Raw genomic sequence first — 13,869 nt, forward strand, 5'->3', positions numbered from 1 at the left:
CCCGGCGAAGAGGCCTGCTCATGAAGCTTTCCATCGTCGTCCCCTGCTACAACGAAGAAGCCGTCCTGAGCCGTTTCGACGAGACGGTCCGCGCGGTCCTCGCCGGGCTCGCCGTCGAGTACGAGCTGTGTTATGTCGACGACGGCAGCGCCGACGGCACCCTGGCCCGGCTGCGCGGCCTGGCCCAGCAGCACCGCGGCACCACCCGCTACCTCTCCTTCAGCCGTAACTTCGGCAAGGAGCCCGCCATACTGGCCGGCCTGCGGGCGGCGACCGGCGACGCGGTGATCCTCATGGACGCCGATCTGCAGCATCCGCCCGGCCTCATCGAGACGATGCTCGACCTCTACCAGCTCGGCCACGACCAGGTCGTCGCCAAGCGCAGCCGGACCGGCGACCGGCGGCTGCGGACCGCGCTGAGCAGGCTCTACTACCGCGCCGTCAACAAGTGGGTCGATGTCGAACTCACCGACGGGGTGGGCGACTTCCGGCTGCTGTCGCGCAAGGCGGTGGACGCGCTGCTCTCGCTGCCGGAGTACAACCGGTTCTCCAAGGGCCTGTTCTCCTGGATCGGCTTCGACACCGTCACCTTCGACTACCGCAATGCCGCCCGGGAGGCCGGCGAGACGAAGTGGCGCCTGGGCTCACTGGTCAACTACGGCATCGACGGCATGCTCTCCTTCAACTGCCGCCCCCTGCGGCGGGCCCTGTACACCGGGCTCGGCCTGGCCTCGCTCGCCGCCGTCTACACCCTGTGGGTCATCGGTGCGGCCCTCGTCGGCGGCGTCACCGCGCCGGGTTATGTGACGCTGGTGGCCATCATCGCGGGCCTGGGCGGGCTGCAGATGGTGATGCTCGGGCTGATCGGCGAGTACATCGGGCGGATCTACTACGAGGCCAAGCGGCGGCCGCACTTCCTGGTCAAGGAGAGCAACGCCACCGTTCCCGCCACGGCGCCCGTACCGGTCACAGCGCCCATCCCCGCCACGGCACCCGTCCCCGCCACCTCGCCCGCTCCCGACGCAGCGCCCGTCCCCGCCACGGCGCCCGTGCCCGTCACCACGCCCGCCCCCGCCACGGCAACGGTTCCCGCCACGGCACCCGCCCCCGGCTCGGCGGGCGCCGCCACCGCCGGTGCACGGGCCCGCTGATGCGCGCCCTGCCGGCGTCCGGCCACCCCGGAGGCCGGATCGTGCGCTTCGCCGCCGTCGGCGGGGTCAACACCCTGACGTTCTCCGCCTGTTATCTGGCGCTGCACCACCTGCTGCCGTACTTCGCGGCCTACACCGCCGCCTTTGCGACGAGCATGACCGGCTCGTTCTTCCTGCACACCTACGTCACCTACCGCACCCGCCCGACCTGGACGAAGTTCCTGCTCTTCCCGCTGACCCAGGTCACCAACTACGGGGTGCAGAGCGCGGGGCTGGTGGCACTGGTGGGCTGGTGCCGGATGAGCACCACGGTGGCGCCGCTGGTAGCGGCGCTGTGCGCGCTCCCGGTCAGCTATCTCCTCTCCCGGCGCATCCTGCGCCCGCCCGCCCGGAACCCGCCGTGCGCTCCGGGCGGTCCCGTCGCTCCGGCCGGTGCCACCGACCAGGCCGACATGGCCGACCCGGCCGACCCGCCCGGTGCCACCGCTCAGGACGGCCCCTCCGCTCCGGCCTTTCCCACCACCCCTGCCGGGCCCACCACTCCTGCCGGTCCCACCACCCCTGCCGGGCCCTCCGCTCACGCCGGCCCGCCGCCCGCCCGCTCCGGCGGACCCGCCTGAGCCCGCCAGCCCCCGAACCGCACCGACTCCCCGACCGACGTCTGCCGCGCCGTGTACAGCCTGCCGTCGAGGCCCAGCGCGACCACCACCGCCCGCCCCGCGGCGTCCTGGGCGACCCCGGCCGCCGCCGAATGCGCCACCCGGCCCCGCTGCCAGGGGCCGGCGCCGTCCCGGGCCATCGCCATCCGTACCTCGCCCGCGTCATCGCGCGCCGCCAGCACCATCCGGCCGCCGCTGCCGACCGGCGCCGCCGCCACCCGCCCGTAGCCGCCGACCGCCGCGCAGCGCGCCGAGACCCGCCAGGCGCCGATCATCCGCTGCCGCTCGGCGATCAGGACCTGGGCGGTGACCGACCGCCGGAAGACGGCCCGCACCGCGCCGTCGGCCACCGGGACGAGGCTGACCGGGCCGCCCGGCTGCGGCAGCCCGGTGGCCGCGGCCGGCCGCGGCATCTGCCCCGGCTCCTTCGACACCCAGTGCTGCACGGTCCCGACGGTCGGCGCGGCCAGATGGATCAGCCCCACGGAGTCCACACAGGCATCGAGCCCGTCGACGATCCGCGGTGAGGCCGTCAGCCTGCTGACCGGCCCCTCCAGCCGCTCCCACGGCGACCAGTGCCTGCCGTGCGGGCCGCTGCGGTGGGCGACATTGCCGTCCCAGGTGCGGACGAAGACATGCACCGTGCCGTCCGGGGTGGCCACCGCCGCCGGGAAGCCGGTCTCCAGCGACCGGACCGGGTCCGGGTCCGGGGAACCCAGCGGCTCCCAGCGCGCGAAGACGGGTACGCCGTCCGCGGTGGTGCCGGTCTGCGGTGCGGTCAGCAGTTCGCGGTGGTGGGCGGCGTTGCGGCCCGGCAGCACGGTGCGGGAGGCGAACAGCTGGAGCGCGCCGCCGGGGCCGCACACCGCATGGATCTGCCCCTCCAGCAGCGCACCGCTGCCCCGCTCCGGCACCGGCATCAGCCCCGGCACCGGTACCGGCGTCAGCCCCGGTACCGGCACCGGCACACCGAAGCTCCCACTGCCCGGACGGGTCTCGGCCCAGCAGTACGCCGTCCCGCCCAGCACCGCGAAGGCGGTGAGCCGGCCGTCGCCGGCCGGGCGCAACCAGGCGTTGGAGCCGGGTGCGCGCAGCCGGGTGCTGCGGGTCCAGTCGCGGGAGCCGCCGCTGAGCGCCGAGCCGCCCACCTTGCGGTCCCCGCAGCCCGCCGGGTCGCCGCAGGCGCGGTGGTCTGCCCAGCCGTAGACCGACAGCAGCCTGGCCTTGCGGCGGGCGGCGGCGAGGTCGAGGTCGTGGGGCAGCACGCCGTCCTCGTAGCCGAGGTAGTTCTCCACGATCGCCGGACGGCCGCGGCCCCCGTAGACGGCCAGTGCGGCCTGCGCGAAGCGGGCGGCGGCGGTGTGGTCCTGGTGGTCGTAGTAGCGCAGCCCGGCCAGGCGGGGGTCGCGGTCCGCGGTGGCCGGCGGCCGCTTCGGGGAGTGCACCGCGTTCGGGTCCAGGGTGCGCACGACCGTGGGCCCGGCCCGGTCGAGGACCGCCACCAGGGTCTGGATGACCTGGTCGCGGGTGTAGTGGAACCGCCGCTTCACGGGGGTGCCGGCGGGGCGCAGCGTGGGGAGGGTGCCGGTGGCGCCCAGCCACAGCCCGCGCAGACTCCTGGCCCGGGCCTGCCAGACGGCCCTGGCCTCCACCAGCCCCAGGAAGATCAGCTGGTGCCGCGGGGCGTCGCGCAGCGTCTGGATCTCCACCTCGAAGCCGGGGAGCAGGGAGAGCGCCGCGACGTCCCAGCGGGCGGCCGGGTCGCCGGTGACCATCGCGGCATGGGCGGCGCGCAGGCCGTTGGCCCGCGCCCGGGCGAAGGCGGCCCGGTCCCCGGGGACGCGGGCGGGGTCGTGGGTGCGCGGGCTGACGTTACGGCCGTCCGCCTCGCCGCCGGTGAGGCAGACGGTGACCGAGCGCGCCCCGCTGCGCAGGGACTGCTCCAGATCGGGGTTCATGAAGTACAGACCGTCGTCGGCATGCGCGATGACCTGCAGGAAGGACTGGTCCGCCGGGTCCGTCAGCGGCCGTCCGGGGCCCTCGGGTCCGGCCGTACGGGCGCCGTCGTCCGTCAGCCTGGCCCAGACGCCCACGCCCGTCGTCGCGGCGAGCACGCCGACGCCGGTGGCCTGGAGCAGCAGGCGGCGGGATACACGGGGCGGGTGCGCGGGTGACACGCACTCAGTATTCGGGCGGCCGGAGACCCCGCTCGCCCCGAAACTCCCTACTTGACCAGATTCATGACGAGCACCCCGGAACTTTCCGACGACGCACGCACCCGCACCCGCACCCGCACCCGCACCCGCACCCGCGACTGCGACTGCGACTGCGACTGCGACGCAAGCATCCGCGCCTGCGTCCGCTCCCCCGGAAGCGCCGCCCCGGGAAGGGCCGCGCCCCGGGGAATACCCGCCCCACTCCGCCTCGTTGTGGCCCGAAGGGGCCCTCGCACCCCCTACGGGATCCGTTCGCCCCCGCCCTAAGGGCCCGCCGACAACCAACCGGCAACCCAGCCGCCGGCGCCCTGCCCGTCAACGCCCGGCCCGCCGACCACCCGCCGACGCCCCGCCCTCACTCCGCCCCGAGCGCCGCAACCACCGAGGCCGCCAGCGCGTCGAGATACCCCTTGGGCACCTCGTCGCGGACGACCAGCAACCGCCAGTACAGCGGCCCGGTCAGCAGATCCAGGGCCAGCCGCCCGTCCGCTCCGGCCGGGATCTCCCCGCGCTCGACGGCGCGCGCCACCATCGCCGCGGCGACGCCCTCCTGACTGTCGTGCAGCGCGGCCTTGAGCGCACTCGCCAGCTCGGGGCTGCGGGCCGCCTCCGCCAGCAGGTCCGGAATGATCTGCGAGGCCATCGGGTGCCGCAGCGCCCGGGCCGCGACCTCCAGCAGCATCCGTACGTCGCCGGACAGCGAGCCGGTGTCCGGCGTGGGCATCCCCGCCGCGGCCACCGCGGAGACCACATCGAGCACGAGGTGCAGCTTGGAGCGCCACCGCCGGTAGACGGCGGTCTTGCCCACCCCCGCCCGCCGCGCGATGCCCTCGATCGACATCCGGGCGAAGCCCACCGCGGCAAGCTCCTCGAAGACCGCGGCACGGATCGCCTCGGTCTTGTCCTCGCGTAGCACGGCGGCGCCTGCCGGGGTCCGGCGCGCCGCCGCGGAGTCGTTCCCGCTGCCGTCTTGTGCCATGCCTCGAGCATAGCGTCACGACGCTACGGTTGCGTTTCGACGTGAGCTCCCTTTAGTGTCGACGTCGCGACGATACGGCCCCGTTCCGTCGTATGGCCCCGTTCTCGTTCCCCCGCCCCCGTACGCAAGCGAAAGCGGCCTCCTCCATGCCCCAGACCCTCGCACCCCCGGCAACGGCGCCCACCCCGGCGCCCGCCTCCGGCGCCTCTCCCGACCCCGAGCTGCGCACGCTGGCCGAACGCCACGGCCTCACGGTCAGCGGCGCCCGCCCCTCGCTGCCGGAGTACACCCGCCAGCTGTGGCACCGGCGGCACTTCATCACCTCGTTCGCCAGCGCCAAGCTCACCGCGATGTACACCACCGCCAAGCTGGGCCAGCTCTGGCAGGTCCTGACCCCGCTGCTCAACGCGGCCGTCTACTACTTGATCTTCGGCGTGCTGATCGGCACCAAGAGGGGCGTCCCCGACTTCGTCCCGTTCCTGGTGACCGGGGTCTTCGTCTTCACCTTCCTGCAGAACTCGGTGATGGCCGGCACGAGGGCGATCTCCGGCAACCTCGGCCTGGTGCGGGCGCTGCACTTCCCGCGGGCCTGCCTGCCGATCTCGTTCTGCCTGGCGCAGCTCCAGCAGCTGCTGTACTCCATGGGCGTGCTCGGGGTCATCCTGCTGTGCTTCGGGCAGGTCCCGACCTGGTCGTGGCTGCTGGTCGTACCGGCGCTGACGCTGCAGTTCGTCTTCAACACCGGCCTGGCGATGGTCATGGCGCGGATGGGGGCGAAGACGCCGGACCTGGCGCAGCTGATGCCCTTCATCATGCGGACGTGGATGTACGCCTCCGGCGTCATGTTCAGCATCAACCTGATCATCCAGGGCAAGCACCTCCCGCAGTTCGTGGTGATGCTGCTGAACGGCAACCCCGCCGCGGTCTACATCGACCTGATGCGCTTCGCCCTGATCGACAGCTTCAAGGCGAACCAGCTTCCCCCGCACGTCTGGGCGTTCGCGGCCGGCTGGGCCCTGCTGGCCGGCGTCGTGGGCTTTGTGTACTTCTGGAAGGCAGAGGAGCGGTACGGACGTGGCTGAGGTCATGACGGAACAGAGGAACGGCGGGGACATGGCCGAGCCCACGAACGGCACCCGGCCGGCCGAGGCCGCCGAGGCCCGTATCCCGACGGTGATCGCGGACGATCTGCACATCGTCTACCGGGTCTACGGCACCGGCGCCGGCAAGGGCAGTGCCACCGCGGCGCTGAACCGCATCGTCCGCCGCAAGCCCTCGTCGGGTGTGCGCGAGGTGCACGCGGTCAAGGGCGTCTCCTTCACCGCCTACCGGGGCGAGTCGATCGGCCTGATCGGCTCCAACGGCTCGGGCAAGTCGACGCTGCTCAAGGCGGTGGCCGGGCTGCTGCCCGCCGAGCGCGGCAAGGTCTACACCCACGGCCAGCCCTCGCTGCTGGGCGTGAACGCGGCCCTGATGAACGACCTGACCGGCGAGAAGAACGTCCTGCTGGGCGGCCTGGCCATGGGCATGAGCCGCGAACAGGTCCGCGAGCGCTACGACGGCATCGTCGACTTCTCCGGCATCAACGAGAAGGGCGACTTCATCTCGCTGCCGATGCGCACCTACTCCTCCGGGATGGCGGCCCGGCTGCGGTTCTCCATCGCCGCGGCCAAGGACCACGACGTGCTGATGATCGACGAGGCCCTGGCCACCGGCGACCGCAGCTTCCAGAAGCGCTCCGAGGCCCGCATCCGCGAACTGCGCAAGGAGGCCGGCACCGTCTTCCTGGTCAGCCACAACAACAACTCCATCCGCGACACCTGCGACCGGACCCTGTGGCTCGAACACGGCGAGCTGCTGATGGACGGCCCCACGGACGAGGTCATCAAGGCCTACGAGGCCCACCGCTAGGGCGGTGTCCGCAGGAACGGGGACGGCCCCGGAAGCCTGGGCTTCCGGGGCCGTCCGACGCGGTGGTGGCGTCAGCTGTGGGTGCGCAGCAGCGTCCGCATCGTCCGCATGGCCACGGACAGGTTCGCCAGGTCGAACCCCTCCGAGCCGTAGATCTCCTCCAGCGTCGCCCGGGCACGGCTGAGGATCGCCGCGTTGGCCTGCTCCCAGGCCTTGAACCGCTGCTCCGGCGTCGAGGTGCCGTTGCCCTCCGACAGCACATCCGCGGTCAGCGCCGCATGGGCCGCGAAGAGGTCCTCGCGGATCGAGGCGCGGGCCATCGACTGCCAGCGGTCGTTGCGCGGCAGCTCCAGGATGCGGTCGAGGAGCTGGTTGATCCGCAGCCGCTCGCCCAGGTCGTAGTAGACCTCGGCGACATCCAGCGGCTCCTTGCCCATCCGGTCGGCGACGGCGACGATGTCCAGCGCCGGGAAGACCGACGAGAAGCCGGACACCTGGACCGCCAGCGCCTCGGGCACGCCCGCGGCGGTCAGCTCGTCCAGGATCGTCTGGAACCACTCCAGGTCGCTGCCCTGCAGCAGGTTCGGCAGCTCCTTCCAGAGCCCGGCGACCCGCTCGGCGAAGAAGCCGATGGTCTCCGACAGCTCCAGCGGCTGCGGGCGGTTGTTGAGCAGCCAGCGGGTGCCGCGCTCGACCAGCCGCCGCGAGTGCAGCCGGATCCGGGTCTGGACATCGGCCGCGACGACATTGTCGAGCGCTTCGACGTCGTCCCAGACCTGGTTCAGCCCGAAGATCGTACGGGCTGCGGTGTGCGCCCGCACGACCTCTTCGAGGGAGGCCCCGGTCTCCTCCCGCATCCGGTGCAGGAAGCTCGTACCGCCGGTGTTGACGGTGTCGTTGACCAGCACCGTCGTGACGATCTCGCGGCGCAGCGCATGCCCGTCGACCTGCTCGGCGAAGCGCTCGTGCAGCGCCGAGGGGAAGTAGGCGTGCAGCAGCCGCTGGAGGTAGGGGTCGTCCGGCAGCCCGGTCTGGATCAGCGCCTCGGCGACCGTGATCTTGGTGTAGGCCAGGAGCACCGCGGTCTCGGGCTGGGTCAGTCCGCGCCCGGAGTTCAGCCGCTCACGGATCTGCCGGTCGGTGGGCAGGAACTCCAGCGCCCGGTCGAGGTCGCCGTCGCGCACCAGGCGGCGCATGAAGCGCTGCTGGGCGTTGAGCATGCTGGAGGACTGGGCGAGGGCCAGTGCCAGTGCGGTGTTCTGCGCGTAGTTGTTGCGCAGCACCAGCGCGCCGACCTCGTCGGTCATCTCGGCCAGCAGCTTGTTGCGCTGCTTGACCGTCATGTCGCCGTTCGCGACCACGGAGTTGAGCAGGATCTTGATGTTCACCTCGTGGTCGGAGGTGTCCACGCCGGCGCTGTTGTCGATCGCGTCGGTGTTGATCTTGCCGCCGGCCGTGGCGAACTCGATCCGGCCCAGCTGGGTCAGGCCCAGGTTGCCGCCCTCGCCGACGACCTTGACCCGCAGGTCCTCGCCGTTGACCCGGATGGCGTCGTTGGACTTGTCGCCCACATCGGCGTCGGTCTCCACCGAGGACTTCACATACGTCCCGATGCCGCCGTTCCACAGCAGGTCGACCGGCGCCTTGAGGATGGCCCGCATCAGGTCGGCGGGCGTCATCTTCTTGATCCCGGCGTCGATGCCGAGGGCGGCCCGCACCTGCGCGTTGATCTGGATGGACTTGGCCGAGCGCGGGTGGATGCCGCCGCCCTGGGACAGCAGCTCGGTGTTGTAGTCCGCCCAGGAGGAGCGGGGCAGCTCGAAGAGCCGGCGGCGTTCGGCGTACGAGGTCGCCGCGTCCGGGTTCGGGTCGATGAAGATGTGCCGGTGGTCGAAGGCGGCGACCAGCCGGATGTGCTCGCTGAGCAGCATGCCGTTGCCGAAGACGTCACCGGACATGTCGCCGACGCCGACCGTGGTGAAGTCCTCGGTCTGGGTGTCGTGGTCCAGCTCGCGGAAGTGGCGCTCGACCGACTCCCAGGCGCCGCGGGCGGTGATACCCATGCCCTTGTGGTCGTAGCCGGCGCTGCCGCCGGAGGCGAAGGCGTCACCGAGCCAGAAGCCGTACGACTCGGCGACCTCGTTGGCGATGTCGGAGAACGTCGCGGTGCCCTTGTCGGCGGCGACGACCAGGTAGGTGTCGTCCTCGTCGTGCCGGACGACGTTCTGCGGGTGGACGACCTCGCCGCCGACGAGGTTGTCGGTGATGTCCAGCAGACCGGAGATGAAGGTCTTGTAGCAGGCGATGCCCTCGGCCAGCCAGGCGTCCCGGTCCTGCGAGGGGTCCGGCAGCTGCTTGCCGACGAAGCCGCCCTTGGCGCCGACCGGCACGATGACGGTGTTCTTGACCATCTGCGCCTTGACCAGGCCCAGGATCTCCGTACGGAAGTCCTCCCGGCGGTCCGACCAGCGCAGACCACCGCGCGCGACCTTGCCGAACCGGAGGTGGACGCCCTCGACCTTCGGGGAGTACACCCAGATCTCGTACGCCGGGCGGGGCGCCGGCAGGTCGGGGATGGCCTGCGGGTCCAGCTTCATGGACAGGTAGGCGTGCGGCCGGCCCTCGCTGTCCTTCTGGTAGTGGTTGGTGCGCAGCGTCGCCTTGATGACGGTGAGGAAGGAGCGCAGGATCCGGTCCTCGTCCAGGGAGGCGACCTGGTCGAGCGCGCCGTCCAGCTCCTCCAGCAGCCCGTCCGTCAGCTCGGTGCCGGCCCGCTGCCGGCCGGGGGACATCCGCGCCTCGAAGAGGGAGACCAGCAGCCGGGTGGTGTGGACGTTGTTGGAGAGGGTGTCCTCCATGTACGTCTGGCTGAAGGTCGCACCGGCCTGCCGCAGGTACTTGGCGTAGGCCCGCAGGACCATCGCCTGGCGCCAGTTGAGGCCCGCCCGCAGCACCAGCGTGTTGAAGTTGTCGCTCTCGGCCGCGCCGGTCCACACCGCGGTGAACGCGTCCTGGAAACGCTCGCGGGCGTCGTCGCCCTTGACGTGCTCGGGCATCCGCAGCCCGAAGTCGTAGATCCAGGCGATGGTGGAGTCGGCGCAGCGCAGCTCGTGCGGGCGCTCGTCGACGACCTCGACGCCCAGGCGGTTCAGGCCGGGCAGCACCCGCGACAGCGAGACCGGCTCGCCCCTGCGGTAGATCTTGAAGCGGCGCTCGCCGGGGCCCGCGCCGACCGGCTCGTAGAGGCTGACCGAGAAGTTCTTGCCCGGCTCACCGGTGAGCTTCTCCAGGTGCTGGAGGTCGGCGACGGCGCTGCGCGGGCTGTTGTCGGCCTTGTAGCCCTCGGGGAAGGCGTGGCCGTAGCGGCGCAGCAGCTCGGCCGCGCGCTCCTCGCCGACCTCGGCGTTCAGCGCCTCGCCGAAGCCGTCGGCCCACGAGCGGGCGGCTTCCACCAGCCGGCTTTCGAGGCGGTCCGCGGCGGCGTCGGTGAGCTCGGGAAGGCTGGCGCCGGGCTCGACCCGGATGACAAAGTGCAGCCGGGAGAGGACCGACTCGGTGTTCCAGGCGGTGAAGTCGACGCTGGTGCCGCCGAGCTCTTCCTTGAGGATGTCGATCAGGCGCAGCCGCACCGCGGTGGTGTAGCGGTCGCGCGGGAGGTAGACCAGCGCGGAGTAGTAGCGGCCGTACTCGTCCTGGCGGAGGTAGAGCCGCAGCCGGCGGCGTTCTTGCAGGTAGAGGACGCTGGTGGCGATGGACCGCAGCTCGTCGACGGGCGTCTGGAACAGCTCGTCGCGCGGGTAGGTCTCCAGGATCTGCAGCAGGTCGCGGCCGTCGTGGCTGTCGGGGCTGAACCCGGCGCCCTCCAGCACCTCGGCGACCTTGCGGCGGATGACCGGGACCCGGCGCACGGACTCGGTGTACGCGGCCGAGGAGAACAGGCCCAGGAAGCGCCGCTCACCGATGACATTGCCCTCGGCGTCGAACTTCTTGACGCCGACGTAGTCGAGGTAGGAGGGGCGGTGGACGGTGGCGCGGCTGTTGGCCTTGGTCAGGATGAGCAGCTTGTGCTCACGGGCCTTGGCGCGGGCGTCCGCGGGCAGCCGGTTGAAGGACGGCGAGACGGGGTGGCCGTCGGCGCTCTCGTGGTGCGGCGGGTCGGCGCGCAGGATGCCCAGGCCGGTGCCGGGCACCGCGGTCAGCACGTCCTCGTCGACGCCGCCCTCACCGGGCACCGACGCCAGCTCGTACTCGCGGTAGCCGAGGAAGGTGAAGTGGTCGGCGGACAGCCACCGCAGCAGCTCCTGGGCCTCCTCGATGTCCTCGCCGCGCAGATCGTCGGCGATCGGCTCGGCGGGCAGCTCGTCGGCGATGCGGCCGGCGGCGGCGCGCATCTTCTCCCAGTCCTCGACGGCCTCGCGGACGTCGGACAGCACCCGCAGCAGGTCCGCGGTGATCTGCTGCAGATCCTCGCGGTCGGTCTCGCGGTCCATCTCGACATGGATCCAGGACTCGGTGACCGCGTCGTGCGGCAGCTTCGCGCCCTTGCCGTTCCTGCTGTGCGCGTCGCAGCTGGAGTCGAAGACCTCGATGAGCTTGCCGGTGACATCACGGCGGACGATCACCTGCGGGTGGATCACGACATGGATGCCGCGGCCCTGCCGGGAGAGCTCGTTGGTGACCGAGTCGACCAGGAACGGCATGTCGTCGGTGACGACCTCGACGACGGAGTGGCTGCAGGTCCAGCCGTTCTCCTCGACCGTCGGGGTGTGCACCCGGACGTTCGCGGTGCCCTGAGGACGCATCTCCGCGAGGCGGTAGTGGGAGAGCGCGGCGCCGAAGACGTCGACCGGGTCGCGGCCGGTCAGGTCCTCGGGCGCGGTGTGCAGGTAGTAGCGCTGGAGGTATCCCGCAAGGGTGTCCGGGTCGAGCCCCCGTACCGGGTGCTTACCCCCGGCAGGGCTGCTCTCTACGACCCGGGCGGCCCTGGCGAGCAGCTCGGTCTTGGCTTCGTCCAGCTTGGTCTGCATGTCCTCTGGCTCCTGTCGCGCGCCGTTGCGTGACGTTGTGGAAGAACGTGATGGAAGCCGCACAACGCCGCCGCGACGCGAGGTGTCCTGTCGCTGTCGACGCTATGCCGCGATGAGAGAGGGCCGTGCCGTTATCGACAGTTCTTGACGAAGTCGACGGCGAGTGTTGGCCGCAAGGACCAGCGGCCGCCCGGTCACGGTGGTGCCCCGGGCGCACGGCAGGGGCCTCGATGCCCCCGCGGGTTATCGCGCTGATCACGGTGCAAGGCTATCGCTCCCCACACGGGTGCCGTCATGGGCCGTGTGCGTACAAAACCACGGCCCGAACTTGGCCCTTCTGGACAACGGCGCGGCGCGGTGGCATGTGCGTGGTGTCGTGCACCACACCGGCCCGGCGGCCGCCCGCAGGAGCGGCGCACGAGACACCTGCCCGCCCACACCGCGGCCCGGCAGCCTAGACGGCTATACCGCCCGCCAGCTCGACCGCCTCGGCGAGCGTGTCCACCACCGGCACCGCGGCGGCCGCCAGGCTCGCCCGGCTGTGGGAGCCGCCCGTGTAGAGCACCGCATGGGCGCCCGCGTCCCGCGCGGCCACGGCATCATCCACGGCGTCACCGATCACCACCGTGCGCGCCGGATCCACGCCCTCCATCGCCGCCAGATGCCGCACCATGTGTGCGCTCTTGCTGCCCCCGGACGGCCCGGTCCTGCCTTCCACCAGCACGAACCGCGACTCGATCCCGAAGTCACGCACGATCGGCAGCAGCTCGTCGTGCCCGTACATGCTCAGGATCGACTGGCTGCGTCCGGCCGTCTGCCACCCCTCGAGGAGCATGTCCACGCCCTCGGCGAGCTCACAGCCCAGGCGGTGCGTGCTGTAGTGGCGGTGGAACGCCTCGTCCATCACCAGCCACTCGGCGTCCGTCGGCAGGCGTCCCATCAGCCGCTCGTAGAACCGCGGCACGGGCACGCAGTACAGGTCCCGGTACGTCTCGAGGGTGATCGGCTCCAGCCCGATCTCCGCGAAGGCGGAGTTCGTCGCCCCGATGACGGCGTCGATGTCGTGGAACAGGGTGCCGTTCCAGTCCCAGACGATGTGTGTCGCGTGCTTCCCCATGTGGTCCCCCACGTCGTTCCCCGTGCGTTTCCCCTGAAGAAAAAGTACCCGCCGCCACTGACAACGCGGCCGGCTCCGCGGACAGGCCGCCGCTCACCCGATCAGATGCGGGATCTCCTGCACCCCGAACCACATCAGGTCGTGGTCCTCCGCACCGTCCACCGTGAACTGCGCATCGTCATCGCCCTGGTCGGCCGCGCCGAGCGCCGCGGCGGCCGCCGCGATGTCCGCCTCCGCGTCCGCGGCATCCACATGCACCGCGGCGGCCTTCGACAACGGCACCGGCCCGGCGACCCGCACCTCGCCCAGCGCCGACGGGTCGAGGCCCCGGTCCGGATCCGCCACCGCGGCGCCGTCCGCCACGTCCACGGCCACCACCACGCGCCGGCGCGCGAGGTCCGGGTGCCCGGCGAGCAGCCGCAGCGAGGCCTGCGCGGCGCGGTTCAGCGCGGCGTACTCCAGCTCCTCGATGTCGTCCGAGACGTACCACTCGCGCAGCGCGGGCGTGACGGCGTACGCGTCCAGGGGGCCGGGGCCCAGTTCGCCGTTCTTGTGCGCCTCTGCGAGACCGGAAAGGGTCAGGGGGACATAGACGCGCATGGCAGCCGCTTCCGCTCGATTCGCTCGACTCCGAAGATTGTCCCGCCAGCATACGGGCGCGAGTCCCCCATCGTGCCGCCCCGGCACCCCCCGGGCCACCCGCCCGGCGCCCGGCTTCCACCCCGCTCCCGAGGCCTGGCCGCAGGCCCGCACCACGGACGGGTGAACTCTTCGCACCCTTCGCCGCGGTCCCCTCGCGCCTTGCTGCC

At 71.9% G+C, this 13,869-nt stretch carries 10 protein-coding genes; 4 read left to right on the forward strand and 6 right to left on the reverse strand.

Annotated features, from left to right (window positions below; genetic code table 11):
- The first annotated feature begins 20 nt into the window (after nt 1-20).
- Both ABR737_RS18270 and ABR737_RS43925 read left to right on the forward strand, forming a co-directional pair.
- A complete protein-coding gene (locus ABR737_RS18270) occupies nt 21-1,151 on the forward strand; it encodes a glycosyltransferase family 2 protein (RefSeq protein WP_350251226.1) in 1,131 nt (376 codons plus the stop codon).
- Nucleotides 1,151-1,771 carry a GtrA family protein gene (locus ABR737_RS43925; RefSeq protein WP_502964337.1) on the forward strand — a complete coding sequence of 207 codons (621 nt, stop codon included), beginning with the start codon at nt 1,151-1,153 and terminating at the stop codon, nt 1,769-1,771. Before ABR737_RS18270 ends, ABR737_RS43925 begins: the two co-directional genes overlap by 1 nt.
- Here the strand turns inward: ABR737_RS43925 and ABR737_RS18280 are convergent.
- The 3 genes from ABR737_RS18280 to ABR737_RS18290 form a co-directional block, all read right to left on the reverse strand.
- Nucleotides 1,729-3,987, reverse strand: a complete 2,259-nt coding sequence (locus ABR737_RS18280) for a PIG-L family deacetylase (protein ID WP_350251227.1) — start codon at nt 3,985-3,987, stop codon at nt 1,729-1,731. The genes ABR737_RS43925 and ABR737_RS18280 overlap by 43 nt on opposite strands.
- Nucleotides 3,988-4,034: 47 nt before the next feature.
- The gene (locus ABR737_RS18285) at nt 4,035-4,157 is read right to left on the reverse strand and encodes a hypothetical protein (RefSeq protein ID WP_350251229.1); all 123 of its coding nucleotides are present in this window, start codon (nt 4,155-4,157) and stop codon (nt 4,035-4,037) included.
- A 224-nt stretch (nt 4,158-4,381) separates the two neighbouring features.
- Nucleotides 4,382-5,005 carry a TetR/AcrR family transcriptional regulator gene (locus ABR737_RS18290; RefSeq protein ID WP_350251230.1) on the reverse strand — a complete coding sequence of 208 codons (624 nt, stop codon included), beginning with the start codon at nt 5,003-5,005 and terminating at the stop codon, nt 4,382-4,384.
- A gap of 146 nt (nt 5,006-5,151) precedes the next feature.
- Here ABR737_RS18290 and ABR737_RS18295 point away from each other — a divergent pair, with 146 nt between their 5' ends.
- The gene (locus ABR737_RS18295) at nt 5,152-6,087 is read left to right on the forward strand and encodes an ABC transporter permease (protein WP_350251231.1); all 936 of its coding nucleotides are present in this window, start codon (nt 5,152-5,154) and stop codon (nt 6,085-6,087) included.
- A gap of 31 nt (nt 6,088-6,118) precedes the next feature.
- A complete protein-coding gene (locus ABR737_RS18300; protein ID WP_350251232.1) occupies nt 6,119-6,916 on the forward strand; it encodes an ABC transporter ATP-binding protein in 798 nt (265 codons plus the stop codon).
- A 71-nt stretch (nt 6,917-6,987) separates the two neighbouring features.
- Here ABR737_RS18300 and ABR737_RS18305 read toward each other — a convergent pair whose 3' ends face one another.
- The 3 genes from ABR737_RS18305 to ABR737_RS18315 form a co-directional block, all read right to left on the reverse strand.
- Entirely contained in the window at nt 6,988-11,943 is a 4,956-nt protein-coding gene (locus ABR737_RS18305; RefSeq protein ID WP_350251233.1) for an NAD-glutamate dehydrogenase, read from the reverse strand.
- A 454-nt stretch (nt 11,944-12,397) separates the two neighbouring features.
- On the reverse strand, nt 12,398-13,060 hold the full coding sequence (locus ABR737_RS18310; protein ID WP_350251234.1) for an HAD family hydrolase: 663 nt from the start codon (nt 13,058-13,060) through the stop codon (nt 12,398-12,400).
- Between the two features lie 93 nt (nt 13,061-13,153).
- Nucleotides 13,154-13,660, reverse strand: a complete 507-nt coding sequence (locus ABR737_RS18315; RefSeq protein ID WP_350251235.1) for a DUF6912 family protein — start codon at nt 13,658-13,660, stop codon at nt 13,154-13,156.
- Between the last annotated feature and the right edge of the window lie 209 nt (nt 13,661-13,869).

Origin of the sequence: Streptomyces sp. Edi2, from assembly GCF_040253635.1 — a bacterium.
Taxonomy (GTDB): Bacteria; Actinomycetota; Actinomycetes; order Streptomycetales; family Streptomycetaceae; genus Streptomyces.